The sequence below is a fragment of the Streptomyces sp. NPDC003016 genome (assembly GCF_053591455.1).
This window is the reverse complement of sequence record NZ_JBSFTV010000013.1, coordinates 1-26,372: the sequence shown is the minus strand read 5'-3', so window position 1 is coordinate 26,372 and position 26,372 is coordinate 1. Positions and strand designations below refer to the sequence as shown.

At 69.3% G+C, this 26,372-nt stretch carries 25 protein-coding genes and 1 pseudogene; 14 read left to right on the top strand and 12 right to left on the bottom strand.

Features of this window, described 5'->3' with window-relative positions:
* Positions 1–148: 148 nt before the first annotated feature.
* Entirely contained in the window at positions 149–724 is a 576-nt protein-coding gene (locus ACWDZ4_RS13430; RefSeq protein WP_451508532.1) for a TetR/AcrR family transcriptional regulator, read from the bottom strand.
* Positions 725–781: 57 nt separating this feature from the next.
* Between ACWDZ4_RS13430 and ACWDZ4_RS13425 the strand changes: the two genes are divergently transcribed.
* The gene (locus tag ACWDZ4_RS13425) at positions 782–1,633 is read left to right on the top strand and encodes an alpha/beta fold hydrolase (protein WP_451508531.1); all 852 of its coding nucleotides are present in this window, start codon (positions 782–784) and stop codon (positions 1,631–1,633) included.
* An 862-nt stretch (positions 1,634–2,495) separates the two neighbouring features.
* On the opposite strand, the gene ACWDZ4_RS13420 is transcribed toward ACWDZ4_RS13425, so the two are convergent.
* The gene (locus tag ACWDZ4_RS13420) at positions 2,496–3,635 is read right to left on the bottom strand and encodes a globin domain-containing protein (protein WP_451508530.1); all 1,140 of its coding nucleotides are present in this window, start codon (positions 3,633–3,635) and stop codon (positions 2,496–2,498) included.
* A 513-nt stretch (positions 3,636–4,148) separates the two neighbouring features.
* On the opposite strand from ACWDZ4_RS13420, the gene ACWDZ4_RS13415 reads away from it, so the two are divergent.
* The 3 genes from ACWDZ4_RS13415 to ACWDZ4_RS13405 all read left to right on the top strand — a co-directional run bounded on the left by ACWDZ4_RS13415 (position 4,149) and on the right by ACWDZ4_RS13405 (position 6,242).
* Positions 4,149–4,391: a DUF6411 family protein gene (locus ACWDZ4_RS13415; RefSeq protein WP_451508529.1), complete on the top strand. Its 243-nt coding sequence runs from the start codon at positions 4,149–4,151 to the stop codon at positions 4,389–4,391.
* Between the two features lie 87 nt (positions 4,392–4,478).
* The gene (locus tag ACWDZ4_RS13410) at positions 4,479–4,847 is read left to right on the top strand and encodes a hypothetical protein (protein ID WP_451508528.1); all 369 of its coding nucleotides are present in this window, start codon (positions 4,479–4,481) and stop codon (positions 4,845–4,847) included.
* A gap of 675 nt (positions 4,848–5,522) precedes the next feature.
* Positions 5,523–6,242, top strand: coding sequence for an MBL fold metallo-hydrolase (locus tag ACWDZ4_RS13405; protein WP_451508527.1), 720 nt, complete (start codon positions 5,523–5,525; stop codon positions 6,240–6,242).
* A gap of 1,072 nt (positions 6,243–7,314) precedes the next feature.
* Here the strand turns inward: ACWDZ4_RS13405 and ACWDZ4_RS13400 are convergent.
* A pseudogene (locus tag ACWDZ4_RS13400) lies at positions 7,315–7,551 on the bottom strand (hypothetical protein).
* Between ACWDZ4_RS13400 and ACWDZ4_RS13395 the strand changes: the two are divergent.
* The 4 genes from ACWDZ4_RS13395 to ACWDZ4_RS13380 are packed head-to-tail and all read left to right on the top strand — an operon-like array spanning position 7,550 to position 10,892.
* Positions 7,550–8,113, top strand: coding sequence for an SDR family oxidoreductase (locus tag ACWDZ4_RS13395; RefSeq protein WP_451508526.1), 564 nt, complete (start codon positions 7,550–7,552; stop codon positions 8,111–8,113). The pseudogene ACWDZ4_RS13400 and the gene ACWDZ4_RS13395 sit on opposite strands and share 2 nt — an antisense overlap.
* A gap of 9 nt (positions 8,114–8,122) precedes the next feature.
* The gene (locus ACWDZ4_RS13390; RefSeq protein WP_451508525.1) at positions 8,123–9,541 is read left to right on the top strand and encodes a hypothetical protein; all 1,419 of its coding nucleotides are present in this window, start codon (positions 8,123–8,125) and stop codon (positions 9,539–9,541) included.
* A 34-nt stretch (positions 9,542–9,575) separates the two neighbouring features.
* Positions 9,576–10,163, top strand: coding sequence for a pyridoxamine 5'-phosphate oxidase family protein (locus tag ACWDZ4_RS13385; protein ID WP_451508524.1), 588 nt, complete (start codon positions 9,576–9,578; stop codon positions 10,161–10,163).
* A gap of 30 nt (positions 10,164–10,193) precedes the next feature.
* Positions 10,194–10,892 carry a hypothetical protein gene (locus ACWDZ4_RS13380; RefSeq protein ID WP_451508523.1) on the top strand — a complete coding sequence of 233 codons (699 nt, stop codon included), beginning with the start codon at positions 10,194–10,196 and terminating at the stop codon, positions 10,890–10,892.
* A 40-nt stretch (positions 10,893–10,932) separates the two neighbouring features.
* Here the strand turns inward: ACWDZ4_RS13380 and ACWDZ4_RS13375 are convergent, their stop codons facing one another.
* Positions 10,933–11,712 (bottom strand): response regulator transcription factor, encoded by a 780-nt coding sequence (locus tag ACWDZ4_RS13375; RefSeq protein WP_451508522.1) that lies wholly within the window; start codon positions 11,710–11,712, stop codon positions 10,933–10,935.
* Between the two features lie 126 nt (positions 11,713–11,838).
* Between ACWDZ4_RS13375 and ACWDZ4_RS13370 the strand changes: the two genes are divergently transcribed.
* Both ACWDZ4_RS13370 and ACWDZ4_RS13365 read left to right on the top strand, forming a co-directional pair.
* Positions 11,839–12,759 carry a hypothetical protein gene (locus tag ACWDZ4_RS13370; RefSeq protein ID WP_451508521.1) on the top strand — a complete coding sequence of 307 codons (921 nt, stop codon included), beginning with the start codon at positions 11,839–11,841 and terminating at the stop codon, positions 12,757–12,759.
* Between the two features lie 97 nt (positions 12,760–12,856).
* Entirely contained in the window at positions 12,857–13,333 is a 477-nt protein-coding gene (locus tag ACWDZ4_RS13365) for a hypothetical protein (RefSeq protein ID WP_451508520.1), read from the top strand.
* A gap of 285 nt (positions 13,334–13,618) precedes the next feature.
* Here the strand turns inward: ACWDZ4_RS13365 and ACWDZ4_RS13360 are convergent, their stop codons facing one another.
* From ACWDZ4_RS13360 to ACWDZ4_RS13350, 3 genes are all read right to left on the bottom strand, one after another.
* Positions 13,619–13,960 (bottom strand): DUF6355 family natural product biosynthesis protein, encoded by a 342-nt coding sequence (locus tag ACWDZ4_RS13360; protein WP_451508519.1) that lies wholly within the window; start codon positions 13,958–13,960, stop codon positions 13,619–13,621.
* Between the two features lie 486 nt (positions 13,961–14,446).
* Positions 14,447–15,013, bottom strand: coding sequence for a hypothetical protein (locus ACWDZ4_RS13355; protein WP_451508518.1), 567 nt, complete (start codon positions 15,011–15,013; stop codon positions 14,447–14,449).
* A gap of 1,192 nt (positions 15,014–16,205) precedes the next feature.
* A complete protein-coding gene (locus tag ACWDZ4_RS13350) occupies positions 16,206–16,910 on the bottom strand; it encodes a hypothetical protein (RefSeq protein WP_451508517.1) in 705 nt (234 codons plus the stop codon).
* 912 nt (positions 16,911–17,822) lie between these two features.
* Between ACWDZ4_RS13350 and ACWDZ4_RS13345 the strand changes: the two genes are divergently transcribed.
* Positions 17,823–18,389: a hypothetical protein gene (locus ACWDZ4_RS13345; RefSeq protein WP_451508516.1), complete on the top strand. Its 567-nt coding sequence runs from the start codon at positions 17,823–17,825 to the stop codon at positions 18,387–18,389.
* 467 nt (positions 18,390–18,856) lie between these two features.
* Here ACWDZ4_RS13345 and ACWDZ4_RS13340 read toward each other — a convergent pair whose 3' ends face one another.
* Positions 18,857–20,248, bottom strand: coding sequence for a tannase/feruloyl esterase family alpha/beta hydrolase (locus tag ACWDZ4_RS13340; RefSeq protein WP_451508515.1), 1,392 nt, complete (start codon positions 20,246–20,248; stop codon positions 18,857–18,859).
* Between the two features lie 307 nt (positions 20,249–20,555).
* Between ACWDZ4_RS13340 and ACWDZ4_RS13335 the strand changes: the two genes are divergently transcribed.
* Positions 20,556–21,785, top strand: coding sequence for a sensor histidine kinase (locus tag ACWDZ4_RS13335; protein ID WP_451508514.1), 1,230 nt, complete (start codon positions 20,556–20,558; stop codon positions 21,783–21,785).
* Positions 21,785–22,513 (top strand): response regulator, encoded by a 729-nt coding sequence (locus tag ACWDZ4_RS13330; RefSeq protein WP_451508513.1) that lies wholly within the window; start codon positions 21,785–21,787, stop codon positions 22,511–22,513. The genes ACWDZ4_RS13335 and ACWDZ4_RS13330 overlap by 1 nt, the downstream gene beginning before the upstream one ends.
* A gap of 368 nt (positions 22,514–22,881) precedes the next feature.
* Here the strand turns inward: ACWDZ4_RS13330 and ACWDZ4_RS13325 are convergent, their stop codons facing one another.
* A complete protein-coding gene (locus tag ACWDZ4_RS13325) occupies positions 22,882–24,165 on the bottom strand; it encodes an extracellular solute-binding protein (RefSeq protein WP_451508512.1) in 1,284 nt (427 codons plus the stop codon).
* A 27-nt stretch (positions 24,166–24,192) separates the two neighbouring features.
* Between ACWDZ4_RS13325 and ACWDZ4_RS13320 the strand changes: the two genes are divergently transcribed.
* A complete protein-coding gene (locus ACWDZ4_RS13320) occupies positions 24,193–24,756 on the top strand; it encodes an integrase core domain-containing protein (RefSeq protein ID WP_451508511.1) in 564 nt (187 codons plus the stop codon).
* A 76-nt stretch (positions 24,757–24,832) separates the two neighbouring features.
* Here ACWDZ4_RS13320 and ACWDZ4_RS13315 read toward each other — a convergent pair whose 3' ends face one another.
* The 3 genes from ACWDZ4_RS13315 to ACWDZ4_RS13305 form a co-directional block, all read right to left on the bottom strand.
* Complete coding sequence (locus ACWDZ4_RS13315) at positions 24,833–25,297, bottom strand: hypothetical protein (protein WP_451508510.1); 465 nt, start codon at positions 25,295–25,297, stop codon at positions 24,833–24,835.
* 427 nt (positions 25,298–25,724) lie between these two features.
* Positions 25,725–26,162, bottom strand: a complete 438-nt coding sequence (locus ACWDZ4_RS13310; RefSeq protein WP_451508509.1) for an ATP-binding protein — start codon at positions 26,160–26,162, stop codon at positions 25,725–25,727.
* Positions 26,163–26,280: 118 nt separating this feature from the next.
* Positions 26,281–26,372: sigma factor-like helix-turn-helix DNA-binding protein (locus ACWDZ4_RS13305; protein WP_451508667.1), on the bottom strand; the 92-nt coding region annotated here is incomplete at its 5' end.

Here is a 26,372-nt window from a genome sequence, read left to right as displayed (position 1 = left end):
AGTGTGACTGAGCGCGGTGGTCGGCCGGTGAAGCGTCGAGTGGTGGTTCATCCCGGGAGGCGTCCGCGGCGAGGCCGCGAACGGGTGCTCATCCCTGGAGGCCATCTCTGGTGGTCAGCCACGCGGGGACGGCGGAAGCGGAAAGGGATCAGGCCTGGGCGGCCGCCGCCACGATCGCGGCCGCCGCCGAGGCCGCCGCCAGCACCGGCTCCGGGGAGCGGTCGGCACGGCCGAGCATGAAAGCACCCTCCAGCAGAGCGATCACCGAACTCGCCGTGGTCCGGGGTGAGCCGATACCGCAGGAGGCGTAGTAGCCGGCCAGAGCGTCGATCCAGGAGGCGAAGACCTCGGACGTCGCCAACCTCAGCCCCTCGTGCGTGCTCGCCACCTCCAAGGCCACGGTGGCGATGGGACACGGGTCGGCGAAGTCCAGGGACTCCAGGGTGGCGGCCGCCCCACGGAAAGCCTCGCGGGTGGCTTGCACCGGGTCAGGGGCCTGGCCGAACAGGTCGCCGATCAAGGCCAGGTAGGCCGCCCCGGAGGTTCGGACCACCTCTTCGCCCAGCTGTGCCTTGCCACCCGGGAAGAAGTGGTAGGCGGATCCGTACGGCGCCTGGGCCGTCACCACAATCTGCTTCATCCCGGTGGCCGCGTACCCCTGGCGCCGGAAGAGTTCGGTCGCGGCGGTCAGAATGCGCGCTCTGGTGTCGCTTGTCGTCGTCATAGCGACTAGTCTCTCACTAGATCGGTCTATCAAATAGATCAGCAACGGGGGACGCGCATGCCTGCCATCGAACTCGCCTCGGGCGTCATCGACTACATCGACACCGGCACGGGCACGGGCCCTGACGACACGCGGGAAACGGTCGTCCTCGTCCACGGCGTCGCATTCGACGAGTCCCTCTGGCAGCCGGTGGTGGACGACCTGTGCGCGGATTTCCGCGTCGTCGTTCCCGTCCTCCCCCTCGGCAGCCACCGGCGCCCCATGCGCCCCGGGGCCGACCTGTCCGCCCACGGGGTCGCCGCGCTGCTCGCCGAGTTCCTGGACCGCCTCGACCTGCGCGCGGTCACCCTCGTCCAGAACGACGCCGGTACCGCCCAGCTCCTCGTGGGCACCCATGAGAAGCGCGTCGGCCGCCTGGTGCTCACCTCCTGCGAGGCCCTCGACAACTACCCGCCGGGCACCCAGGGCCGGATCCTGCAGGCCGCGGTCCACGTCCCGGGCGGGCTGTTTCTGCTCCTGCAGTCCTTCCGCTCGCCCTTCCTCGCCGGGATGCAGAGCTCACTGGGCGGTATGGCCAAGTATCCGATCCCGTACGAACTCGTCCGCCGCTGGTACGGCCCGCTGCTGACCGACCCCGCCGTCCGCCGGGACTTCGCCGCGTTCCTGCGCAGCACCCGCAAGGACACCTACCTGCGGGCCGCCGAGCGCCTGCGTACGTTCGACCGCCCGGCCCTCGTCGCCTGGGGGGCGGAGGACCGCATGATGCCGCCCGAGACCGGTCGCCGGCTCGCCGAACTGCTGCCGCACGGCCGCTACGTGGAGATCCCCGACTCCCGCACCCTGATCCCGCTGGACAATCCCGGGGGCCTGTGCGCCGCCCTGCGCCGGTTCATCGCGGACACCCCCTAGGAAGCCCGGACCGCCGACAGCAGCCTCGAGGCCCAGGGAATCGAGCCCGTCGGCCAAGGGGGGTGGGTGTCGTGGCCGCACCATGCCGCCATGAGCAGCGGACGGATCGATTTCGCCCGTGAACTCACCGACAGGGGCGTGCCGTTGTCATGGCAGGCTCTGTGGTCCCGGTGGCGCCCCAGCGGAGTGCTCAGCGGCTGCGACGGTGAGGGCCGTACATCGGGTTGGGCACCTGGATGCACTCCGGACTGCTGCTCAACGGCAGCACCGGCGAAGTGTTGCGCGACGACAGCGGCGGACCCGGTGGGGTACTGGCCGGCAGCAGCCTCGCCCGGTTCGTCACCATGGTGCGGCTCTTCGACGAGCACCGCCGTGCGCAGTATCCGTGTCGGGCGGACCGGCAGGACGCCGCCGGGTGGCTGCGTACGTGCTGCCGCCTGACCGGCCCGGTGGCCATGAAGCACGGAGCACGGGAAATCGTCCTGGCGCCTACGAGGCCGGAGACGGCACGTGGGACTTTGCGTCCCTCGACGGACGCGCACCATGACGGTTCACTGCCGCGTCCCCGCCACCGTCTCCGTCCCTGTCCCCCGTGGCACGGATGGCGCTCAAGCACGCTCTCGAAACCCCGGACACCGCCGGCAACCGCATAAACGTCATGGCCTCCCACAACTAGCGCGAACGTCAAAGGCACCCGCCCCGGACCGAAGTCCGGCCACCGGCCAGAGTCCGGCTTTCGTCCCGCGAGGCTGAGAAGATCTTCGAGAGTTCCACACCACTGCTGGCGGCCGCGGCCCCCTTGCCTGGCCCAACATATTCAGCGACTGGGCGCTGAGCGCTCACGAGGCGGCAGCGTGGCTGGTCACAGGGGCCTGCTTCCCTGGCGGTGCGGGGCAGGTGCGAGGGGTGTGGTGAGGACAGGCACATCCGCCGGGTCGTGGTGGATGCGAGCCGCGGGCATCCCGTCGTGCAGCAGGATCTGGGCTGCTTCTGTGACCATGGCGGGCGGCCCGCACAGGAACGCCTCACGCTGCCCCCAGGGGCCGAAGTCACGCAGAACCTGCGGCAGAGTGCCCTCCCGGCCGGCGATGTGCTGGTGGGAGACGGCTGCGCGTACGGAGAGCCAGTGGTGGCGTTGCGCCATCCGCAGCATGTCGTCCAGGCCGTAGAGCTCTTCCCCGGTACGAGCCCCGACGAACAGATCGACATGACGCCGCATGTCCCGCCGGGCTGCTTCCTCCAGCAGGGCACGGATCGGTGCGAGGCCGGTTCCGCCTGCCACGCACACCAGGTCCCGGTCACCCGCCGCCTGCAGGGTCATGTCCCCTTGCGGTGGTCCCAGCTGCACGGTGTCACCCAACGCCGCGTGGTGGACCAAGGCATTGCTGACCTGTCCGCGGGCCACGGCACGTACGTGAAAGGTGAGGGTGTGGTCCGGACGCGGGGCGTGGGCGGGGGAGTAATGGCGCCAGGCTCTGGGATACCAGGGTGTCTCCATGCTCACGTACTGACCCGCGGTGTAGAGGTACGGGATCTCTGGCTGGACGGTGATCTCGGCAATGCCGTGCCCACGGTGTACGTGCCGAACGATCTGCGCGGGCCATGTGGCGGGACGCAGCCGGGCGTCGTCGTCGGCAGCCAGGATCATGACCCGCGATGCGGTGGTGTAAGCGCGCGTCCAGGCGGTGGCCGCCTCCGCCGTCCAGGCGGTGCCGGCAAAGCGGGCCAGAGAAGCCAGGAGGCATTCGCCCACCGCCGGGTAATGAGCTTCGAGCGCCCCGAACTTGCGGTGGCCCCGTCCCAGCAGGGAGCAGAACCGCACGAGGTTCTCCGGATCGTCGGCCAGGTCGACTATGCGCAGCAGTCCCCGCAGCAACCGGTCGCGCTGGAGGTCCATGTTGTCGGGGAAGAGCTGCCTGACCTGCGGGTAACGAGCAAACAAAATGGCGTAGAAGTACACCGTCATCTCAGCCGCCTGCGACTCGACCACCGCCAGGCTCATGCGGACCAGCGAAATCTCACGGGGAGTGAGCGGCGCAGGCGCCCTCCCGGGCGCCGACGGACTCCCGGGGGGCGGCACGGACGGGCGCTGCGGCGCCTTCGGTCGGAAAGCAGAGCTGAAGGCGTCGAAGGCAGGCACGGAGCAGTGTCGCAATCGCAGTAGTGGGGCTCACTTGGGAGTAAGGCTGATGGAGGGTGCCCGAAATGACGGACGGCAAACACATGGGCCTCCGTACCGTGCAGCGGCGAGGCACAGCGGTCACCACCTGTCGGTCGGCCTGCCGGGTAGTCAGGACGTTCAGTTCACTGAGCGCTGGTCATGGTCTCATCCGGTTGGCACAAGGCGGCGAACGGGGCGACCGATCCGGCCCGACGGGCCGGCGCAGCGAGCCGACTGCACCCCTGCCGGACGAGGTGTATCAATGGTGCGCTTGCCGGCCGCCACGTGCCGCCGCGCATGCACCCCGCCCACCGGGGCAGGTGGCACCACACACCTCACCCCAAGGAGCCCTTCATGATGATCATCGGTATTGTCGCCGTCTGCGCAGTTCTCGCTGTCCTCGCTTTCTTCGTGCCCCGCCTGTCCCGCCACCCCGAACGCGGTACGCAGCGGACTCTGGGAGCCGGAACACGCGCCGGCGGCAAAGCCCCCGGGGTCCTGGGCCGGATTTTCAGCAAGCCCTTCCGCAGCAGCTCCAACGCCGTGGGCCGCAGCGGCTCCGCCGGCCGACGAGCCCGCGGCCGCATGCCGTTCTAATGGCTCGGCTCACATCGTTGGCCGGGTGATCGACGTGCTGCTCGGCGGTCAGCAGACTGTCTCCAGGACCTGATCTTGGAGGCGGTCGTGGGACGTCGACCGGTTGTGTTCGTCCGGCCGGTCAGCATGGACGAGGGCCGCAGGCTGGAGCGGATCAGCCGGACCGCGAAGGGCCCGGTCCGGTTACGCCGGGCGATCGTGATGCTGATGTCCGCCCAGGACCAGACGGTCGAAGACATCATCTCGTTGATACAGGTCGGCGGGGACTCCGTGCGCGATGTCATCCACGCGTTCAACGAGCGGGAGCTCGCCGCGCTGGTCGAGGCGACCGGACACCGCCTTCCCCCCCAGCCCTCACCGCAGCGGACCCCGCCGAGGATGTCACCGCACGCCTCGAAGCGGCCGGTGCACTGGACCTCCGCTTCCTCTCCCCCGCCGACACCATCCGCTGGCTGAGCACTCTGGGCGAATGGCCGCAGCGCATGCCCGCCACGATGGAACCGAGCCTGCACGGACTGGTCAAGACCGACCTGGACCGGGTACGCGACGAGGCGGAGAACACACGCCGCGAGCGTGAGCGCCGCAGGGAGACGATCCGTGTCGGCGGCCGGGACTTCCACGTCCCGCCCGGGGGCTTCGCCGAACTGACAACCGAACTCCAGCGGACCCTGGTCACAGGTCTGCGCCCCCGTGGCCGTGCGGTCTTCACCTGTCCCCAGGCCCCGGAACCGGCCAGGCGGTCCTCAGGGCCGGGAGGCAGCCGGGCCGGACGATGCACCGGCCGCGCAGACACGGGGGCTGTCCCCGGCCCAGCGCGGGGCCATCGGCTACGTGGGCGAGCGGTACGCCTACCACTGGCCGCGAGCGAACCACAAGGACGCCACGGACGAGACCAGCTGGGTGTCCATCCAACGGAGGTCAGCGCAGCGCTGCCCGTGTGGTGTCCGTACGCCCCGGGTTGCTCCGCCTACGCCGTCAAGGCGCTGCACCAGGGTGGTGCGCTGTGTCTGCCGCCGACGGAACTTTCCCCAGGAGCCATCGGCTTTCCGCGGCCTGCCGTTCACGCTGCGCATAATTCGCCCGCAGCACAAAGGGTCCGGCCGCCCCTCGGCCGCCCGATAGCGTCACGCCATGGAACTCATCCAGATCACCCCTGCCGTCTGGCAGTTGCCCTTCCCCGTCGGGCACGTCCACATCGTGCGTCTGCCGGACGGATACGCCCTGATCGATACCGGTGTGCCGGGGTCCGCCCCGGCGATCCTGAAGGCCCTCGATCAGCTCGGGGGCCGTCCTCAAGACGTACGGCAGATCGTTCTGACCCACTCCCACGGCGACCATACGGGCTCGGCTGCGGATCTCGTCGCGGCCACGGGCGCACGAGTTGTGGCCGGTGCGCTGGACACCCCGTTCATCCGCGGCACCGCCCCCGAACCCGAGCCCGTGTTCACTGCCTCGGAACGTGTGCTTCATGAGCAGGTCATGGCTGGATTCGGCGACTCCGGCATACCTCCTGCCAAGCATGTTCCGGTGGACATTGAGCTGCGCGACGGCGACGTCCTCGACGGCTGGGCCGAGCCCGTCCGCGTCCTGCATGTTCCAGGCCACACTCCGGGAGGCATCGCACTCCATCTCGCTTCCAGCGGCGTGTTGTTCCCAGGTGACATCGTCGCCACCATGGAGGGCCGGGCGATCCTCGGCCCGTTCAACGTGGACAGGGAGGAGGCCATCGCTTCCTTCCGGCGGTTGGCCGCGTTGGAGGTGGAGACAGTGTGCGTGCCCCACGGCGAGCCGTTGGTGGAAGACGCAGGCGCGGTGCTCCGGGCAGCTGCTCCGGAGGGTGACTGGGTGTGACAGGAAACGTTCGAGACGTTGCCACGCACAGCGGCTGGTGAGAGCCTTCCGCCGGCGAGACGGGAGTCCGGGTGTCACGCCAGGGCTCCGATCCAACCCGACTTCAACGGCACCGAACCGGCCCGCGCCGGCCTGGTCTTGGGCAGCCGGGCGGAGGGTGAGGTCGGCTCGGATGATGCCGTTTCGGGTCTCATAGCAGCGCCAATGACACCGAGCCGCGCTGGTCTCAAGCCGCATCCGCTCGGCGGCGGTGGCCAGGGTTTCCCAGAAGCTGAGGGGAAGCGGCTTCCAGCAGCTTGGGGAGGTCCATGCCCTGATTCTGGAGCTCCTCCGCCATAACGCACTCGCCGGGGATGCCCGGCAGGAGCACCACGTCGGTGCAGTTGACAGATCGGCCTCGGGTGGCCGGGCCCGAGCATCGTCGAGTTCGTGGCGGTCGGGTTCAGGCCTGGCGGGGAGCGACTACGCGTCGCGGTGCAGCGTGATGCGCCAGCCTGTTGCGTGTGGCGGCCTGGAGTCGCCGCAGCCACAGGGAAGCCGTGCACAGCAATCCGGTGAAAACCGCGAGGAGAAGCATGGAGACCCACATCTGCCGACTCCCAGGATGCGTCCATCCCGTCCAGGCCGCCGCGGCCGCCCACAACAGGACACCTGCGACGTAGAAAGTGCGGGTCCGGCGCAGCTGCCGCGCGGCCCGCAAGGACATGAGGTGATCATTCTTCGGTGCCATGCCGAGCCGTGTACCCCGATCCGCGCGATCCACCAGGCGGATCACGCCGCACCACCCCGTGATGAGCCGTCGGCGTGACGCGGCCCTTCCAGGTGCGGCTTCGTGATCCGTGCCGGACACCGGGCAGGTACGACGCCGGCGGGCCCGGCGCATCCTACGGCCCCGCCGATCGACGGCCCGGGCATCAAACGGCATGGTCCGTCAGCATCCAGTGGCTCTGCTTGACACCGAAAGGCCGAATCCGTCGTCACCTTCGTCGATCAGTCGACGGACGCGGCAGGCTGCCGGGCACGCCGCCCGCCTCCCTGCATGCCGGGTAACGCGTGGCGGGCGGATCGAACCTCAGCCCTTGACGGCCTCCGCGATCTGCGGGGCGGCCTGGGCGGGAGTGAGGTGCGTGGTGTCGACGACCTCGGCCTCGCCGTGCAGCCATGTGCGGGCCGCCCCGGCGTGATGTCCATGAGTGTCTCGTCGGCCTTTTCGGTGCCGAACACCCGTGAATCCGGGGATCAGCTGCTGCACGAGTGCACTGGTCGTCGTCCTGCCTGCGCCGTGGGTGCCGTTGAGCCACACGATCATGAGCCCGACGCCAGCGGTGTGCAGGCCGCGGACCGGCGCTGATCACGTCACAGAACCTGAGCCAGAACCGCTGCTCAGCGGGGTGTGTACGGTCCTCCCGGGCATGGTGGAGCGCGGCCGCGGCACCCTCGCCGACCTCAGTCCGGTCGCGGGCCGCGAGACCTTCGCCCACCACACGGCCTACGCCGGCACCAAGTTCGTGGTGCACGCGATGTCGGAGAACCTGCGCGAGGAGGTCGCCCCGTACGGGGTGCGGGCTACCGTGATCGCGCCGGGCGCGGTGGAGACCGAGCCGCTGTCGCACACCTCCAGCAAGGAGATCAAGGCCGGCTACGAGGAGTGGAAGAAGACCAACGCCTCGCCGGCGCCGGAGACGGTGGCCGAGGCGGTCCGGTACGCCCATGCCCAGCCAAAGGAGGTCCGCATCCGGGAGCTGGTGCCGGCCGGGTCCCGACAGCAGGCCCGAGGGCAGCGGAGGCTCGGGCCGGGTGGGGAAAATATCGGGCGACTCCTCCTGCCTTGGCACCGTACGCTCGGCGGCACCGTCGAACAGCAGGGATGACCGACCGCCATGACCAGCGAATACACCGGCCGAGAGACAGTCGGGGAGTCGGCAGCACACCGGCTCGCGCAAGGCACCCCCATCGGCTCCGCGCTCGACACGGACGATCCGACGGCCTGGATCTCGCTGGACATCGAGGCGCGTGGGCTCTCCCGCCCCCGACCGAACCCTCGGCTGTGTCCCGTGCACCCTCGTCCCGCGCCTCCGCGCCGTCGGTGGCTGAGCCGCATCCTGCCCCCGCTCCGCGCCGCGCCCAAGGCCACCTCCTCCCGGCCCTCCCCGGATGCCGGGCCCGCGGCCTTCCGTGCCCTGCCCCCGGCCACGTACGACACTGAGCCCGCCCTGGCCCTCGCCCTGTGCGACGCCGACGGCCACGTCCGCGAGGCCGCCCTCGCCCGGGTTCCGACCGGCTCCGCCCTGCTCCCCCTGGTCGTGATCCGCTGCGCGGACTGGGGCGCCCCCGTACGCGACCGGGCCCGCGAGCTGCTGCGGGCCGAGCTTCCCGCCCGCACCCCCGAGGAGCTGGCCGCCCTGGCCCCGCTGCTGCTCCGCATCGACCGCCGCGAGCGCGGGGCCTTCGCCGCCGGGCTCCTCGAAGCGGCCCTGCGTACGCCGCCGTACGACCATCTCAAAGCCCAGCTGGGCAGCGCCGACCGCGACACCCGGCGTTTCGCGCACCGCATCGCCGCGGCCGAACAGGCCCTGGCCCCCGCCGAGTTCGCCCGTATCGCGGCCCAGAGCCCGGACGTGGTCGTACAGAGCTGCTGCGCCGGGGCCGCGCTCGCCGGCGTACGACCGGATGCGTACGACGAAGTGCTCGGTCCACTGCTGGCCGCGCGCAACCCACAGGTGCGCGCCGCGGGAGTCACCGCGCTGCGCAAGGCGGAGCGGCCCGTGGAGGCGGAGCCGTTCCTGGCCGACCGCTCCCCCGTGGTGCGGGCCTGCGCCCGCTATGTCATGCGGCAGTACGACATCGATCCGCTGCCCGTGTACCGGGCCTGGTGCGCGGAGCGGGACCCGGCCGCGCTGCCGATCGGTGCGCCCGTCGGGCTGGCCGAGTGCGGGGACCGCCAGGACGCCGGGCTGCTGTGGCCGCTGACCGGGCACCCGGACCCCGCGATCCGGTCCCGCGCCGTGGCCGGCCTGCGCACCCTGGACGTCTTCGACGCCGGGCGCCTGATCCCGCTCCTCGACGACCCGTCACCGGCCGTCACGCGTGAGACCGTCATCTCCCTCACCCCTTCCGCTCGGCGGATCCCCGTCGATCACCTTGTCGACCGGCTCGCCCCGGACCACCCCCGGCACCATCGACTCGCCTCCATCCGGCTGCTCGCCGCACAGGGCGGACTCCGCCAACTCCGGATCCTGCAAACCCTGCGGGAGGACGAGGACGCCAAGGTCCGCCAGTGGGCCGACCAGACTCGTTAGACAGGTGAATAGTTTCCCTACATAATCCTTAGGCATGGGAAAGACTTACGAACGCATCGACGGCAGGCTGCGCACCTTCATAGAGGAGCAGCCGATGTTCTTCACCGCGACCGCCCCGCTGGCCGGTGACGGCACGGTCAACCTCTCCCCCAAGGGCCTCAAGGGCTCCTTCGCGGTGCTCGACGAGGAGCGGGTCGCCTATCTCGACTTCGCCGGCAGCACTGCCGAGACCATCGCGCATCTGCGGGAGAACGGCCGGATCACGGTGATGTGGTGCGCCTTCCAGGGGCCGCCCAATATCGTTCGGGTGCACGGCCGGGGCGAACCCGTCTTCCGTGACGACCCGCGCTTCAGGGAACTGCTCACACATTTCCCGGGCATCGACCCGGCCCTGCACGGGCTGCGCGCGATCATCGTGGTCACGGCCGAACTCGTCCGTGACTCCTGCGGATACGCGGTGCCCTTCATGTCGTACAACGAAGATCGCGATCTGCACGGCAAGCGCTTCTCGCGTGAGGACGACGCATCGCTCAGTGCGTACTTCACCAAGAAGGACCACATCGCACAGAGCATCGACGGCCTGCCCGGACTGCCTCTTCCGCTGCCGCCCAGTAGCTTCTGAGCAACCGCCCTCCTTCTTCCGGTGGTTGCCGTGACCTTCGTACGTGCCGGTGTCGCGCTCACCGCCGTCCTGTTGGCCCCGGCCCCGGACGACAGCGGTCCGCCGCTGCCGGACCGGCCGGCCGACACCGGCGGGGGCAGTCAGCCGATCAGCGCCGTCACGCCCCGCACCGGCGCCACGACAGGGACCCTGCCCCGGTGGGACCGGCGGGGCGGCAAGTGGGTCGCGGCCGACAGCGCGAACGCCCGGTTCGGGACGAAGGAGCTGCTCGAGGGCGGCAGGCACAGGCGGGGCACCGGCACCACCCCACCGGGCACCGGGTCCGCACGACCTCCCCCACGGCCTCGGGATCAAGGCCGCGCCGAGCGGGACCTCGGCGCCGTACCGCCGGATGCACCGGAACTCCTGGCGGTACAGGACAATCGCTCGCGCACCTACAGCCGCTGGGTCGAGCCGCTGCCCACCGGCTGCCGCGCCGCCGAGTCCGAGCACCCCGCCGACTACGGCACCCCGTACGCGCACGCGCTCGTCATCGGCTTCACCTACGGGAATCCGGTACGCGGCGGGGGCCCGGGCACCTTCCTGCGCGTCAGAGGACAGGACGTCCAAGTTCTTTCTGTGACGAACCACCTGGACACCCTGCTGACCCAGCCGTACGTAAGGATCGATGACGAGATCGGAGGGACCCGGGAGGACGGCACGGCGATCCTCTCCCCCGTGTCGGGCTGACCGTGCCAGGGAATTGCGGGGGTTGGCGTTCGTACAGGGGTCACTGCGGGACGCCCTTCAGGAGGCCGTACCCTTCCGCACGCCGTACGGCGCTGAGTCGATCGTTGACGTCCAGCCTCCGGCAGAGGTTCTGCAGGTGCTTGTGCACCGTGCGCTCCGAGATCGAGAGACGGCGTGCGATGGAGTGAGCCGACAGTCCCGCCCCGAGCAGGTGGAGCACCACCACCTGACGTGGTGTCAGTCCAATGTCGTGGGCGGCGGCTCCAGCAGGGCCGTCGAGTGGCGTGAGGCTTTCGAGGAGAGCGCTGTGCGCGGCAGCTGCGGTCAGCAGTCGTTGCGCTCGTGTGGCGTACGCGGTTTCGGGCGTACGGAAATCCTGGCCGTCTCGGTGAATGACGAATCCGTGCAGCCCTGAGTCCCGGTTCTTCAGAGGGAGTCCGAGCATGTGGCGGGTGCCGAACGCTTCCCGTAGCACGCTGGCGGTTTCGCTGCCGGCCCACTGCTTGACGCCGACGATTTGCGCCGCGGAGGCGGGTGCAAGGCCGGGCGCCGTGGCGTAGTGCCCGGCGAAGGGGTAGCCGGTGCGTACGCACCGGGCAGTGTCCTGCCGCGTCACGGTGCGCTGTTGTGGCAGACCTGGCCGCCAGACGGTGACGCGCCCTGAGTCCTCGGTCCATTCCTGGTCCTTCGAGATCACAGCGGCTCCGTCGAGCACGCGGGCGAGTTCCTCCGCCACCAAGGGCCACACCGCCTCCGGCCGCCGGGTCTCAAGTACGTGTACGGCAAGGTCGAGCAAGGTCGAGTCGTCACGCTCGGACATGTGCTGGCACCTCTCCCCGTTGTCCATACGTAGTTCTCTCCGTGGCCCGCCGGAACTCCGTGCGCCATCGTGATGCCGTCGCCCTTGTCCGACACCGGCCGTAGCTCCATCGGGGGGTGGATTGTCATGTACAGCATTGCTCACGCCGTACGCCGTGCGTCAGTCGTGATTCTCGTGACTCTCACCGTGGCAGGATGCGGTGGCAGCCGGGGCCCGGAGCCCCGTGCGGCCGGGGCGGCCGTCCAGGTGCGGCCGCTGACCGACGCCGAGAAGCTGCGGATCTCGGACGCCCAGCAGGTGCTGATCGGCACCTGTATGACGCGGCGGGGCTTCCGGTTTTGGGAGACGGAGCGGCTGAGCCTGGAGGAGAGCCGAACGCTCGGCTACGTATCGGACGACGTGGACTGGGCGCGTGAACACGGCTACGGCAGCCGTATCCAGGCCAAGCAGGACCGTGCGCGGCGCACCAACCCCAACCTGGCCTACCGCAAGGCGCTCTCCGCGAAGCGACGGGCCGCGTACGACGAGACGCTGGACGGCGGACTCGACGCGCCCGTGATCTCGGCGGAGGTCCCGGGCGGCGCGACGATCCGCAAACGCGTGGGGGGCTGCACGGCCGAGGCCGAGAAGCAGCTGTACGGCGACTCGGAGACGTGGTTCCGGGCGGAGAAGACCGCCGGGAACCTCCAACCCCTCTATGTCCCCCAGCTGATGGCCGACCAGCGGTTCACCACGGCGATGAGGGCCTGGTCGCGATGTATGGGACGGGCCGGCCACCCCTACAAGGAACCCGGCGCGGCCCGCCGGGCAGCGCTCCAGCAGGCCCTGAACACCGCTCCGGACAAGGCGTTCGACGCCGAGCGGAAGCTCGCGGTCGCCGATGCCGCCTGCGCCCGGGACACCTCGCTGAGGTCCATCGGCAACCGGCGCGAGACCCACTACGTCAACAAGCTGCGCGGCCGGTACGGCGAGGTCCTCGACACGCATGCCCGGCTGCAGCACAAGGCTCTCGCACGCGCCATGAAGATCGCCGGGCCTCGCGCCTGACCACCACCACAGTCGTCCGCGGTTACCTGCCGTGGATCAGTGCGCCTTCAACGACGCAGAAAAAGACAAAGCCGACAAAGACAAACAGGAGACAGTCATGCGCAAGTTAGGCACAGCCATCGCAGTTCTCGGTCTGACGGCCCTCGGCCTCGTCGCCCCCGCCACGTCGGCCCAGGCAGCGGCTCAGGGACCCGGCTGCGAGGGGAAGTGGGCGGCCTACGGCCGGGACGGGAACGTCCGCGCCTGGCAGCACCCCGACTGCGGCGGCGTCCTGCTCGGCCAGTCCCAGGAGAATGACTCCCACTGGGGCGACACCACGGGCGGATTCGGCTACTCCGCCTACTACGACACGAGTTCGGTCATGAACAACGGCACCGTCGGCGGCTTGGACGTCGTCGCCTTCTACGTCAGCCCCGGCCACCTGGGCGGTTACACCTGCCTTTCGCCGTACGAGCTGTACGCGGACAACCTGACCGACAACCGCTTCACCGACGGCAGCGTCGTGGACAACCGGATCGGCTCCCACAGGTGGGTGACGGCCTCCGCATGCGCACCGGGCAGCTGGCTCACCTGAGCGAGTAACCGCACGTGTCCGGCCCACCGGTTTGCCGCCGGCGGGCCGGCCTCGGTTCGTTCGTTGGTTCGAGCGGACGCGGAACGGCGCAGGACGACCCGCGCGGCGCAGGCCCGGGGCGGCGCCGCGCGGCGGCGATGTCCGGGACGAGGTGCGTACACGCAACGGTTCAGCACCCCTTCGGTGCAGCCCCGTACGTGCCGGGGTTCTCTCCCCGCTGCTGGTCGGTTCTCACTGGGCGCGGTGGACACCGGCCATCAGTTGCTCACCGGGACCCACCGTGCGTCATGAACTGCACAGCCTGCCGGTATACCAGGCGTTGCGGTACTCGAAGGCCCAGCCCAGGCGGGTCTCGCCGGGGCCGACGCACCTGTTCGTGTCGATACCTCCGACAGCGTCGAGCCGAATCTGGATACGCGATCCGTCTGTGGTGCAGTGGTTGTACCAGGCGAAGCCTCCGGACTCGGAGTACCCGCACGGTTTGGCCAGGGCCTGCTCACTGGCGTGCGTCGCCGCACCGGCAGGGCCGGGCGTCGTCATCAAGGCCAGAATCGCTGTGCCGGCCAGCGCCGCCCATCGCCTCCTCAGCCGCGTCGTACCGATGCCGTGTTCCGTTTCGTTCCTCACACTCTCACCCTCTTCGTAGCGTGTCGGCAATCGACTTGCTACCCGCCCGTTGGCGGCCTCAGTCGGGCGCGAGAGGGGCGAACAGAGTGTCGACCACCCTCAGGCGGCGGGTGAGGGTGCCGTAGCTGGATCAGGTCGTCGTGGCTGGTATACACCGCGATGCCGCGGACTGCGGCTGAGCTGGCCAGAGCCAGGTCCTGTGGGAACAGCAGGTGGCGCGGCAGGGGGAAGGACGCTCGACGGCTTCCTCGGCGGGGATCGGGGCGCCGACGGCGATCCGGCCGAGCAGGTAGGAGAGACCGTTTGTACGACAATGAGAAAACGCCACACCCGGTCAGTGGAAGCGCCGGTCCGATCTGCACCTGGACCGGTAGACACCCAGGCCAGGAGCACCTTGACTGCGGTTCGTCACTGCCAGGCAAGCGGCTTCACCCACTGCCGTCCTGAAGACCTCTCACACCGCCAGGCGGCTCCGCGTACGACGCGTCATGTTCCGTCGGTGATGTAGTAATCGTTCTCGAGGTACTCCAGGGTGTAGCTGCCGAGGTCGCTCTCGGAGAAAGTGGCGGAGGCCCTGACCGCTTCGAGCGGCATCTCGATCTTGTCGGGGGTGCGCACGGCGATGCGCTGCGGATCGACCGTCGCGGTTTGCAGGGCCTTCTTCTGCGCGGGTGAGATCATCTGGAACACCACGACGTACGTCGACGTGCACGGACCGAATCCCATGTCCTGTGCCTTCTTCGCCCCGGGACCGGCCACTTCGCAGACCGTGTCGATGTCCTCACGGCCGAGGGCGCGGAGGTACTGCTCGTACCTCTGGATCGCGCGCTCCTTCGTCCTGGGCGCGGGCTGGTTACCGGTCGGGGCGGCCGACGGCTTCTCGGTCCGAGCGGACACGGACGGCGTGGCCGAGGGCTCTTGCGCCCGCGTGGACGCGGACGGCTGCGAAGACTTCGCGTCCGCGTCCTCCTTCGTTTTCTCCGGACCGCACGCGCACGCCACCAGCGTCACACAGGCCGATACCGCCACCCTCACCATCGTCCGCGTCCTCATCCGGTCTCCTCCACCAGCCGACTGCACATCAAGAGGTCACGCAGGATCCCGGGGAACGATTCCCGAGCCGGTCCAGGAGTCGTGATCGGTGCCGCGCTCGACGTCGTCCCGCCGACGCCCGTAAGCCGTCCGCCCACCGGAGGGCGCCCTGGTAGGCCGGGCCCGGGTCTGCTTCTCCTGCGGCCTCCAGGGCCCGTACGGGGGCGGCCGGCGGGCATCGACCGGCAAGGGCTGCGTCACCCGGTGCCCACCGTGCTCCGGAGCGGCCTTTCGGGCCTACGCCGGACACCTGCGCGGGGTGAGTACGAGTCGTCCCGTCGGCGCGGCACTCGCCACGCAGAAGGGCCGGTCTTCTCCCGACGCCGCCACGGATGCCGGGCGCCCGGCACGCGGTGACGTCGTTGAGCACGGCATCGTGTGTATGCACATCCGCCCCCCACGGATACACCGGCGAGCCCCGGACCGTGTCGGCCAGGCGCTGGTCGTGACGCAGCACAGCCAGGACGATCACCGCGGTCTTCCCGGGCGGCAGGATCCGCCACCGGTACCGAATCGCCTTCAGGTGGCGCCGCAGGAGTGCGGCGAGGTGGTTGACGGTGTGCGTGGACAGCGGCAGACGGCACTGGTGGACGAGCGGGGAGGTGGCCTCGGTGCGTTCTCCGGTTTTCGTCACACCATTCCCACGGCCGCCGGCGATCACCCGGTTACCCCCGAGCCGCACCGCCGCGGGCCGCGGTGTCCCAGGTCACGGGCGGGTGGTGAACCGGCCGTCGGGCCGTTTCCGCAGCCAGCCACGGTCGGCCAGCCTGACCAGCTTCCCGCGCAATGGTTCCGGCTCGGCCCGCACGCTGACGTCCACCCCCCGCACTTCGCCTGCCCGCCCACCTGCCCGGGCATCGGCGCGGCCGAGGCGCGCTCGTCAGCAGGCTGTTCGCTGTCCGCTCAAGGACCCGTTCGGCGACAGCGAGCTCGTCCCGCTCGGCCCGCACCTCCGCCAGTTGCTTGGCCGGCTGTTCTTCGCGTTCGTCCAGCTCCGCGCGGTGCGCGGTGATCCGTTCCAGCAGCCCGGGATCCAGTACGCGCCGGATCGCAGAAGACCGCCCGGCCACACGGAGTGAGAACCGGCAAACCGACCGCTGACGGATGGCTTGCCGGCGAGATACGGTCCTGGCTCGAGTCGCAGCGCGCGGGCTCACGCCGTCAGGCCGGAACCGGGTGAGCGGGACGGCAGGGCCCGGACGTGGTCGGGTGAGAGGTGCAGCTCATACGGCAGGCAGCAGTCGGAGCAGAGGGTCGCGACCAGTGCTCCGCAGGCGCAGACCTGATTCAGTCCCCCATCGGGAGTCGCCCCGCAGCATGCGGCGGAGGCGTGCCGCGTCGTCAGCCCACGGCAGTCATCCGGGTTCATGACGATATTGCCTCGCGGTCCCCGGGAGACCAGCGGCTGCCCGTCGATGTCGTAGTGAGCCCCGTGGCGCGGCATCACAGGGCCGGGTGCCTCGGCAACGACGAGAGGCGGGCCGTACGGTTCCGTCTCGATCGCGTAGCAGCCCGACGGCACAGTGGCCGGCGATGGCCCCATGTCCTCCGCCTCCCACCATGCGTAGCAGGGAGCCTCGGGCACTGCCGGCAGACGCTGCAGCGGCCCCGTCAGCGCAGCGCCACAGACAGCGCAGGCGAACACGGTCATCTCCGGCGCAGCCCCCTCGATCATGGCGGAGTCGGGTACGGCGGCCTGCCCGCTGCCCAGCTGGACACCGGCCCCATCCTGATGGCGCTGATCCTCCATAGAGGAACCGTACTGAAACGCCCCGATCGTCCAGCAGCCGCCTCCGCCGAAACCGGACGGTCTACCGCGCAGACTGCCGCCCACGACCAGCGTGAGCACCCCGAGCACGGATCACACCATCCCTGTGACCTGCGGCTTCAAGTGGGTGGAGGTTCAGTGACCTGCTCCTCTTGCCCAGCCCGGCAAGGAAATCGGTGCGGTCTCGCAGAGGGTGGGCGAGGGCACAGCAGAGGGGACCCGCTGTGCCGTCAGGGGTCGCCACCCGCGTGTACCCGGCATGCGGACAGCACGACAAAGCCTCGTCGAGCACCCCCAACGCAGTAGCCCGTGCCGCCGGGTGACCCCGCTGGGCAGTGCCCAGGAGCAGCGGGGCCGCAACCGCGGTCGCTGGGAACACCGCGCCGCTGTGGCCACGAACAATTCCACCGCCGCCGAGCTGCGAGCCGGCCTCCGCCACCAGCGCTCCTCCCGACGCGTCACCGTCGAGCCCACCCTCACCGACCACAAACGCTGGAAGCAACTCCTTCGCCGGACCCACCGACGGGATGTCCTGCCCGCCACCTGCCGGGCCATCGCTGGGGCTGCGGTCCAGCACACGCCGTCTGAGGTCACTGAGATGCTGCGCGCTCTGGTTCTGGCCGGCGGCAGGAGGCCGCGTCCGGTGCTGTGCGTGGTGGGCCGGCACGCTGCGGCCGGAGGCGGGAATTCCATGGCGGTCGCGACGCAGGGCCTCGAGGCGTACGCGGTCACCGGGACACCACCGGTCGGCCGAGAGCGCGATCCACTCCGTGGCGGCTTCGCGGCGGCCGGGCCATGCTCTGCTGACGGTCTCTCATATCTGATTCAGGACAAGGTAGTTGCTGGTTTTCGACAGCCGCATTTTTCGCCATCTGAGCCGACTAGGGTGCCTTCTGATCCACTGCCAGGTGCTCTCGGCCGTCGAGAGGGAATACACCGGCATGTCCACAGGACGGGTGTGAATTGAACAGTCAATCGCGTCGCCTTCAGAGCCGTACGACGATGTCGTTCCTCCGCAGCAGGCTCGCCGCGATGGTCGGAGCGGTCGCGATGCTCGCGGCCGTCTTCACCGGCACGGCCACCAGCACAGCGGGCGCCGCCGAGGCCGGATCCGCGGGGGCCACGGCAGGCGGGTGGACCTGCCCGGGCACCGCCGTCCCTCCCGGTTACGTCATCACCGCGTTCAATCGCAGCGGTTGCAACGGTTCAGGATCCTGGCTGCACGAGCCGGCCCGTGACGGCATATGGACGTGCACGTACTCCCCCATCGTGGCCGGGTATGTCATCACCGGCTACATCAGGAGCGGTTGCGACGGCATCGGCTCCTGGCAGCACAAGCTCGCCCGTGACGGCATCTGGACCTGCGGGGGCTCCCCGGTCGTGGCCGGATACGTCATCACCAACTACATCAAGAACGGTTGTGACGGCGTCGGCGCCTGGTACCACCAGCTCGTCCGCAACGGCATCTGGACGTGCCCCTACTCCCCCATCCCGGCGGGCTACCGGAGCACCACCTACGACGCGACCGGATGCGGCGGCCTCGGTGCGTGGCTCACCGTGCGCGTCTGACCCCGGTCTCACGCACACATCACCCCTGCCGTAAGCCGTAAGCCACCTGAGGCATCACGTACCGCGTGGTGCCTCAGGTGTGTCATGGACGGCGTACGCCACCACCGCGACCTTGTGGAGCGCCAGGCGCCCCCTACACGACTCGCATGCTGTTCGGCTCCGGCCGACCAGTGGTCTGTTCTGTCTTGCCCGTCCTGCCCACTGGCACCGGCGTTTCGCCGCGCCGGGTCACCCCACAGGCTTTTTCTTGGTAGTGCGCTCGGCGACTTCGGGTGATGAGTCGCGCACTCAGCGACCAGCGCCGTCCTCCGGTCTCCACTCGCATCTCTCCACCACGGTGCCGGGCCACTTGGGGACCGCGGTGAAGAGATACGGGAATCGAGCGAGGAGCAGGAGCCGCTTTCCCGGTCGTCGGGTCGCGCGTACAGCCGGCGTCGGGAGGAGACCGGCGGCTCAGGGTCGAGCGGTCAGCCGACGGTGGGCCGCAGCGAGCACGTACCGACGGTGTCGCTTCCGGCCGGGGGCGCGGGCAGGGTGTGGCTCGGGGGCGGGGTGGTGCCTTGCCCGGTCCAGGCCGTGAGTACGTCGAATGCCGTTCTGAGGCACGGGGACATCGGCCGGATCAGCTCGGGATGGGCCGCGTACAGGCCGTCGGAGTGCGTTCCGCCGGTGACCCGGTAGTAGCGGTGCATATCACCGTGGCGGGTGTCAGCCACCATTTTCGCGTAGACGTCACCACTCCTGGAGATCGGCAGGAGCACATCCAATGTGCCCTGGAGGCTGATGAGCGGTCGCTTGATCCTCCCCGTCAGTGACAGGTTCTTGACCACCTTGTGTACGCCGGCCGGGCGGTCGGCGTAGACGTAATCGGTGTCGCACCCTTTCTGGGTGCCCTGCGGGCAGAACGGAGTTCCGGCCTCCTTGTCACCGTCGTACCGTGGGTCGACCTCCTCGCGCACGATGCGCTGGAGCGAGTCCCACTGGTTGCGGTAATGAAAGTCCCACAGCGGCTCGGACCCAGCCGGATACCCGGCGGCGTACATGGCGTCCCGGGCGCCCGGCTCTCCGGCGCGGTATCGCGGGTAGGCGCGCAGTGCGGCGGGCGCCGTGGCCAGGATATTGGGCTGGTCGGCAGTGAACAGCAGACCGTGCAGTTCGACGCCGCCCGTGTACAGCCGCGGGTGGTTCTCCAGCTGCCATCGCACTAGATAGCCGCCTGCCGACGCGCCTGCCATGTAGGTTCTCGCAGGCTTGCGGCCGTAGTGACGCGCGGCTGTCCGCTGGGCGGCCACGGTCAGTTCGGCCACACGGGCATGCCATTCCGCGATGGCGTCGCCGGGTCGTCTGCCGTCCTTGTATATCTGCGCGCCGGTGTTGCCCTTGTCGGTGGCCGCGTACGCGAAGCCCCGGGCGAGCGCATGGTCCGCGATCAGACGGTCGTTGGCGTACTGCTCGCGCACGCCGGGCGGTCCGGTGACGACCAGTCCACCGTTCCACTTGTCGGGCAGCCGGATCACGAACTGGCTGTCGTGGTCCCAGCCATGGTTGGTGTTGGTGGTTGAGGAGTCGGGGAAGTAGCCGTCGAGCTGGACTCCCTTGACGCCCGAGGGGTTGACGGTGCCGGGTGCTTCGAGCCCGGCCCAGTCGGCCGGGTCGGTGTGGCCGGAGACAATGGTGCCTGCCGTAGTCAGGTCGGCCAGGCAGGAGCCGACCGCATGTTCCGCACCGGGAACGTCCACCGTGCAGGCCGATGCGGCAGCGGGGGAGGCGGACTCGTGTGCCGCACTCGCGGCCGTAGGGGCGAGCAGTGCTGCCAGCGCAACCGCGACACCAGCGACACGTGGACGGGTGATTCTCATCAGGGGCATTCCTGTCTTTGCGGTTCGACCGGATCGGCGCCGGGGGTCTGTGCCCGGCGATGCGAGACTAGGAACGCGGGGGCGCCGGGGCGAAGATGCCGAGTGGCCACATCGTTGGCAGGTGCCCGGCCGGCCCATGCCACAGCTGGCTGAACGGCACATGACCTTTGGCCAATGTCCGTCACCATCTGGTGCGGTGCGCCCTGCCCTGCCGGAGCGCGCCGGTATCGTGCGGTGCACATCGCAGCCGGACGAGAGGCGTCGAATGACTGTCGTGCCGGCCCAGCCGACCGGAACCCCGCGTCCCATGGCATGGGTGCCTCCCCTGGTCCACACCGCCGTCCTGACCGGCGGCCTCTACGCCGGTGTGGTGGCGGGCGGCCCGGTCGACCGGGCCCGGCTCGGCAGTTTCACCGCGTGTCTGCTGCTTCTCGTCGTCCTCGACCTCGTGGAACGGCGCCGCCACCCGGTGCGGACACCGGTCCGCCCGGCCCTCGCCCTGCTTGTGGCGCGCCTCCTGCTGTTCGCCGCGGCCGGTTTCCTGGACGAGTCCGGGGTTACGCGAGCCCTGTTCGTACTGGTGCCCTTCACCGCGTTCTTCGCGTTCGGCCGCCGGGTCAGTGTCGCCCTGAGCGGGGCGTGCGTCGGGGTGATCCTGGCCGGGAACACCCTGTGGGTTCCCGGCTGGTACTTGAAGCCGGGTGTTGTCACGGACCTGCTGATGTCCGGCCTCGGACTCGTACTGGCGGTATCGATGGCGACGATCGCCGTGGCGGAACAGGAGGGGCGGGCGCGGCTGGAGCACACACTGGGTGAGCTGCGCGATTCGCACGCCCGGTTGTCCGACTATGCCGCGCGGGTCGCACGGCTCTCTGCCGAACGGGAACGCAACCGGCTCGCCCGCGAGTTCCACGACGGGCTGGGGCACCATCTGACGGCGATCGCCATCCAGCTGGAAAAGGCGTCCGCCTTCCGGGATCTGGACGCCGGCATCGCGCAGCAGGCGATCGTAGACGCCCGTTGGTCCGCGGGCCGGGCGCTCGAAGAAGTCCGTCAGTCGGTGCGGGCACTGCGCGACGAGGAGGAACCCTTCTCGCTGTCCTCCGCGCTCGCGGATCTGGTGCGTCACCTCGACGGCGGACCGCCGCACGTGACGCTCGACGTGGCCGGCAACGAGCACGGTTACCACGTCGAAACACTCACGGCGCTGTACCGGGCTGCCCAGGAGGGACTGACCAACGCCCATCGGCATGCGCACGCCACCCACGTCACGCTGTCTGCGGTATACGGCGACCATGAAGCCCGGCTCGTCGTCACCGATGACGGGCGCGGTTTCCCGGATGACGCCCTCACGCACCACGGCGTGGCCGCCCCACGGCAGAGCGCCGACGGCCAGGGGGGATTCGGCTTGCGCGCGATGCGCGAACGACTCGACCTGCTCGGAGGACGCGTCGAAGTCGACACGGCACCGGGCTGTGGCACGGTGGTCACCGTCACGGTGCCACGCGTCCCCGCGTCCGCACTGGAGACGGCCTGATGACGACAAGCGCCGGCAGCGCCCGCGACACCCACTCCGTACGGGTGCTGGTTGTGGACGACCAGGAGCTGGTCCGAGAGGGCATCGCCTCCCTGCTCGGCATCCAGCCCGGCGTCACCGTCGTCGGTGCGGTATCCAACGGCAGGCAGGCAGTCGAAGCCGCCATCGCCCACCGTCCCGACGTCATTCTCATGGACGTCCGGATGCCCGTCATGGACGGGGTCACCGCCGTCGCCGAACTGAGCAGGCGCATACCCACCTGCCGAGTGGTCATGCTGACGACCTTCGACGACGATGAATACGTGGCTCAGGCCCTGGCCGCCGGAGCCGTCGGCTACCTGCTCAAGAATCTGCCCTCCGCCGAACTCGCGTCCGCCGTACGCCTGGCACATGCCGGTGTGGCCCAGCTCGACGCCTCGGTGACCCGGCGTCTGGCCGCCCGCCTGTCCAGCCCGCTGCCCTCGGACACACCGGCACCCGGCCTTCGCCCCCCGGCCCCGGCCGCCGCCCTCACCAGCCCGGAGCCCGGTCTCCAAGCCCTCACCGACCGCGAAACCGATGTGCTGCGCCTGATCGCGACTGGATCGACCAACCGCGAGATCGCCTCTCACCTCTTCCTCAGCGAAGGCACGGTCAAGAACCACATCTCCCGCATCCTCACCCGACTCCGCCTGCGCGACCGCACTCACGCCGCCATTTACGCCCGCGATCACGGACTCCTCGAGTGACCCGGGTCGGAGACAGCAGGACGTTGCGCTCGTTCTGTTCCCGGGCGTCGTTCGCGGCCTTTCGTTGTACCGCAGCTGATACCCGAGGCCCTCGTCCAGCACGCCGGGCCCTCCTTCCGAGCGCCGCGCGCTACCGGCCGGGCGTGCCGTGCCGTCTCGTACGGGCTGGTGGCCGGGGCGTCGCCCCGCGCACTTTGCGGGCCCTTCGCGGGCGAGGAGCCGGGCGTCCGGTCGACGCCGTGCGGCCCGGTTGCCGCGTCCGGGTGGGACACCGGCGGGAAGCGGAAGAAAGAGGAAAACGGAAGAACCAGGAAAAGGGGAGAACCGGCGACGGGGCAGGAGGTCGGCTCCACAGGTCCCGAAGCCCCCTACCTCTGCTCCGTTATGTCCCGGGCCTGCTGGGCGATGTCCTCCAGTACGGCCTTCGGGTCGGCGGACGGCGCGACGGCCTTGCCGATGTTCCGCTTGATGGTGTTGCTGACCTGCAGCCAGGACGGTTCGTTGACCGGGTAGAGCTCGGCACCGCGCAGTGCGGTCAGGAACTGCTCACCGCTGGGATCCGCCGCCGCATCCTCGGATGCCTCGGTCGCGGACACCGTCGAGGGCAACAGGTGGTAGCGCCCGGCGAACTCGCTGAGGTTCTTGTCCTCGTAGACGAACTCCAGGAACGAGCCCACCAGTTCGCGATTGCCGTCGTGCTTGAAGGCCATCATCCAGTCCGCGACGCCCGCCGACGGCGGGATCCTCCCGTCACCCAGCGTGTCCGACACCGGCATGCTCAGGGTGCCGACCCTCATGCCCTTCGCCCTCGCCTCGTGGAGGAGCGAGGGGTAGCCGTTGACCATGCCGACCTCACCGCGCAGGAAGGCGGCGAAGGCGTCCTGCCGGTTGAGCTCGGCCGGCGGGACCGGGCCGGTCAGGCCGGGCTCGACCAGGTTGTCCTTGATCCAGCGGAACGTCTCCGTGTTCTGCTCGGAAGCGATGCTGTAGCCGCCGCTGCTGTCGGCGTACCCCCCGCCGTTGCTCAGTTCCCAGATCAGGGCTTCGGCGTGCGCCTCCTCGGGGCCGAGCGGCAGAGCGTACGGGTAGAGCACGCCCGCCTCCTTCAGCGCCTCGGCCGCGTCCTTCAGGTCCGACCAGGTCTTCGGCGGTCTCGCTCCGGCCTCGTCGAACAGTTCCTCGTTGCAGAAGAGCAGCCGGCTGCTGGCTACGAAGGGCAAGCCGTAGAGGGTGTTGCCGACCGAACCCGCCTCCACGAGCGGCGGCAGGAAGTTCGCCTCCGCCCCGATCGACAGCAGCTCACTGGCGGCGTAGAGGCGGCCCTGCGCGGCGAAGTCGGAGTACGCGCCCATCAGGGCCACGTCCGGGGCATTGTCCTCCTTGACCATGCGGGTGACCTCGCGGTCGACGTCGGCCCACGGGTAGAGCGTCACCTCGACCTTCTTGCCGGGGTGGGTGGCGGTGAAGGCGGCGGTCAGTTTGTCCCAGTACGCCTTGGAGCTGGTCGCCGGGCTGTTGCCGTACTCGGCAGCCACCAGGCGCAGCGTCGTCTTGCCGTCGCCGCTCCCGGACAAGCCGCAGGCGGTGATGAGGGAGCCCAGTAGTCCGAGTGCGGCCACGGAGGCGGTCGCGCCGAAGAGTCTTGGTCGCACGAATGTTTCCTCTTGATCTTTTTTTGGATGGTACGGCCGGAATTCTCTCCTGCCTCAGGGCGTATTGCGCCCCCTGCTCAAGGGTTGTGGCCCTTGCTCCAACTGCGTTGGTTGCGACTGGTGTCTTCCGATATGCCGCCGTTGATTCCGACGCGCGTAGAACCCTCCGCGGTGTCCAACACGACTCCTGTACGGAGCATTGACGACCGGCGTCAACGCAGCCAGGTGCGGTGCCAGGCGTCGCGAGCCCGGCAAGAACGGCAGCACCATGTGCCACTGCTCGCTGGCGACCTACGGCTACGAGCCCTTGGACTCATTCATCTAGTCGTGTTCGACGCGCCAGCGCATCTTCGCCCCCAGCACCAGGTCGTTGACCGGTGCGGTGGCGGACAGGCCGGCCATCTGTCCTTCGAAGCCGAACCGATCGAGCGCAACGACCCGTGGCGCGGCGCTGACCAGGTCGAACGAGTGGTCGTCCAGTGGGTCGGCCGGTACAACACCGAACGCCTGCACTCCGCCCTCGACTACCTCCCACCCGAAGAATTCGAGGCCCAGCACCACTCGTCCCAGGGGACCACGAACACCGTCTGACACCAGATAAACCGGCCGCTACGCAACTCAGAGCGGCTCATCAAGCTCAAGAACTACGGTCCAGGACCCCGGCTGGCTACGAAGCCTCCGTATAGTGCGCCCAGAGACCAAGGGCGATGAACAGAACCAGCCCCAGGCCGAGACCGTAGGGGCCGACTGCTCCGGTCATACGCTCCGCGAGCGTTGGTGGCTCATAACCGTGTTCCTGGCCTATCTCATTGGCCAGCCGCTCGACAGCGCGTTGGTCTGCCTCGCTCAGACCGTCCTTGGACGCCAGGGACTCCGCCAGCGCCACCACCCGGACGGCCTCCGGACCGGAGAACTTCCCACCTGATCCAGCGGGGACGCCGCCGAACCCCGGAACGCGCTCGCAGTAGAGAACTTCGCCCGTTTTCCGGTCGAGAAAAAGGCCTTTGACCTTCGCATCCCCGTCCGCGTCGCACGCTTTGCCGACCTGCGAGAACGCTACCCGGTAGGGAAACGCGGGCCCCTTGATTACCTGATGGACCACCAGGCTCACGCCACCGACGAGCACGGCCACCAGTGCGAGGCAGCCCACGCATACCACCAGCAGGTGGGCACGTCGATTGTCACGGGACCGCGAGTCGGAGCCGTCCGGCATGCTCGGCACGTATCCCCCTCCCGTTCGCCAGGCAGCAGGAAGGCCGCCGACACCCACTATTCAGCCTGGCACCCCTCCACAAGGCAAGACATCCGGATGGGGCCCCAGCGACTCCGCACGAAGCCTCTACAACCCGGTTGAACGCGGAACCGGGCGTCCTGTCGGAACCAACTACAGGGGCGGGCACTTCCAGCGTGTCCGACACCAGCCGACTCCGACCGGTCTGCGTACCCAACGATCGTCTCGGGGCTGTACGTCGTACTCGATCACGAGGTCAGAAGCCTTCCCGGTGTCGTCTTGGGCACCGGGAAGCCAGGACTCCAGCAAGGCGGCAAGCCCTCTCCGATCACCACGGCAGGAAAGCGTGCACCGTCTTGCCGTAAGTCTCCGGAACGATGATGGTCTGCTCGGCCAGCGCGCTGATGAGATGCCAGCCCAGCCCACCGCAGCCGGTGAGGTCAACGGGCCGGGGCCGGGGCGCCGCTGCGTTGGTGTCGGTCAGGGCGACGTGCACCGTCCCGGTCATGGTGGTCCGCAAAGTGAGAGTGAAGGGGCCGGGAGCAAACGCGAACGCGTTGGAGGCCAGTTCGGTGACGACGAGCAGTACGTCGTCGTGCGCATCCGGAGTTGCCGGCGGATACATCCGGCTGAGGCCGTAGAGGAAGTCAGAAGCCCAGCCGCGGGCTTCGCTCACATCACTCAAAGTGCCGTCGAAGTGCCAGCTTTGTTCGATGCTCATGGTGGTCAGCAGTTCGGCGTCCGAATGATCTCGGTCAGCAGCCACATTTCGCTCCTTCGTCCCGTCGGAACCTGGAGCCTTACGGGCTGCCCGATTCTTCGGTACTCATGCCCATGGTTCGCAGACGCACATGACAGGCGTGGTCAATGAGTCGTGCGATGTGTCAGGCCAGCATGCCGGTGCGGAGCCTGGCCAGGGTGCGGTTGAGGAGGCGGGAGACCTGCATCTGGGAGACGCCGAGTTCGGCGCCGATCT

Excerpts from the sequence above, each read along its gene's own strand:
- ACWDZ4_RS13390 (WP_451508525.1), top strand. The coding sequence starts at position 8,123 with ATGACCAGCGAATACACCGGCCGAGAGACAGTCGGGGAGTCGGCAGCA.
- ACWDZ4_RS13370 (WP_451508521.1), top strand. The coding sequence starts at position 11,839 with ATGTACAGCATTGCTCACGCCGTACGCCGTGCGTCAGTCGTGATTCTC.
- ACWDZ4_RS13365 (WP_451508520.1), top strand. The coding sequence starts at position 12,857 with ATGCGCAAGTTAGGCACAGCCATCGCAGTTCTCGGTCTGACGGCCCTC.
- ACWDZ4_RS13395 (WP_451508526.1), top strand. The coding sequence starts at position 7,550 with ATGAGCCCGACGCCAGCGGTGTGCAGGCCGCGGACCGGCGCTGATCAC.
- ACWDZ4_RS13415 (WP_451508529.1), top strand. The coding sequence starts at position 4,149 with ATGATGATCATCGGTATTGTCGCCGTCTGCGCAGTTCTCGCTGTCCTC.
- ACWDZ4_RS13425 (WP_451508531.1), top strand. The coding sequence starts at position 782 with ATGCCTGCCATCGAACTCGCCTCGGGCGTCATCGACTACATCGACACC.
- ACWDZ4_RS13330 (WP_451508513.1), top strand. The coding sequence starts at position 21,785 with ATGACGACAAGCGCCGGCAGCGCCCGCGACACCCACTCCGTACGGGTG.
- ACWDZ4_RS13320 (WP_451508511.1), top strand. The coding sequence starts at position 24,193 with ATGGTACGGCCGGAATTCTCTCCTGCCTCAGGGCGTATTGCGCCCCCT.
- ACWDZ4_RS13375 (WP_451508522.1), bottom strand. The coding sequence starts at position 11,712 with ATGTCCGAGCGTGACGACTCGACCTTGCTCGACCTTGCCGTACACGTA.
- ACWDZ4_RS13355 (WP_451508518.1), bottom strand. The coding sequence starts at position 15,013 with ATGAGGACGCGGACGATGGTGAGGGTGGCGGTATCGGCCTGTGTGACG.
- ACWDZ4_RS13420 (WP_451508530.1), bottom strand. The coding sequence starts at position 3,635 with ATGAGCCTGGCGGTGGTCGAGTCGCAGGCGGCTGAGATGACGGTGTAC.
- ACWDZ4_RS13340 (WP_451508515.1), bottom strand. The coding sequence starts at position 20,248 with ATGAGAATCACCCGTCCACGTGTCGCTGGTGTCGCGGTTGCGCTGGCA.
- ACWDZ4_RS13405 (WP_451508527.1), top strand. The coding sequence starts at position 5,523 with ATGGAACTCATCCAGATCACCCCTGCCGTCTGGCAGTTGCCCTTCCCC.
- ACWDZ4_RS13345 (WP_451508516.1), top strand. The coding sequence starts at position 17,823 with ATGTCGTTCCTCCGCAGCAGGCTCGCCGCGATGGTCGGAGCGGTCGCG.
- ACWDZ4_RS13385 (WP_451508524.1), top strand. The coding sequence starts at position 9,576 with ATGGGAAAGACTTACGAACGCATCGACGGCAGGCTGCGCACCTTCATA.
- ACWDZ4_RS13335 (WP_451508514.1), top strand. The coding sequence starts at position 20,556 with ATGGCATGGGTGCCTCCCCTGGTCCACACCGCCGTCCTGACCGGCGGC.
- ACWDZ4_RS13430 (WP_451508532.1), bottom strand. The coding sequence starts at position 724 with ATGACGACGACAAGCGACACCAGAGCGCGCATTCTGACCGCCGCGACC.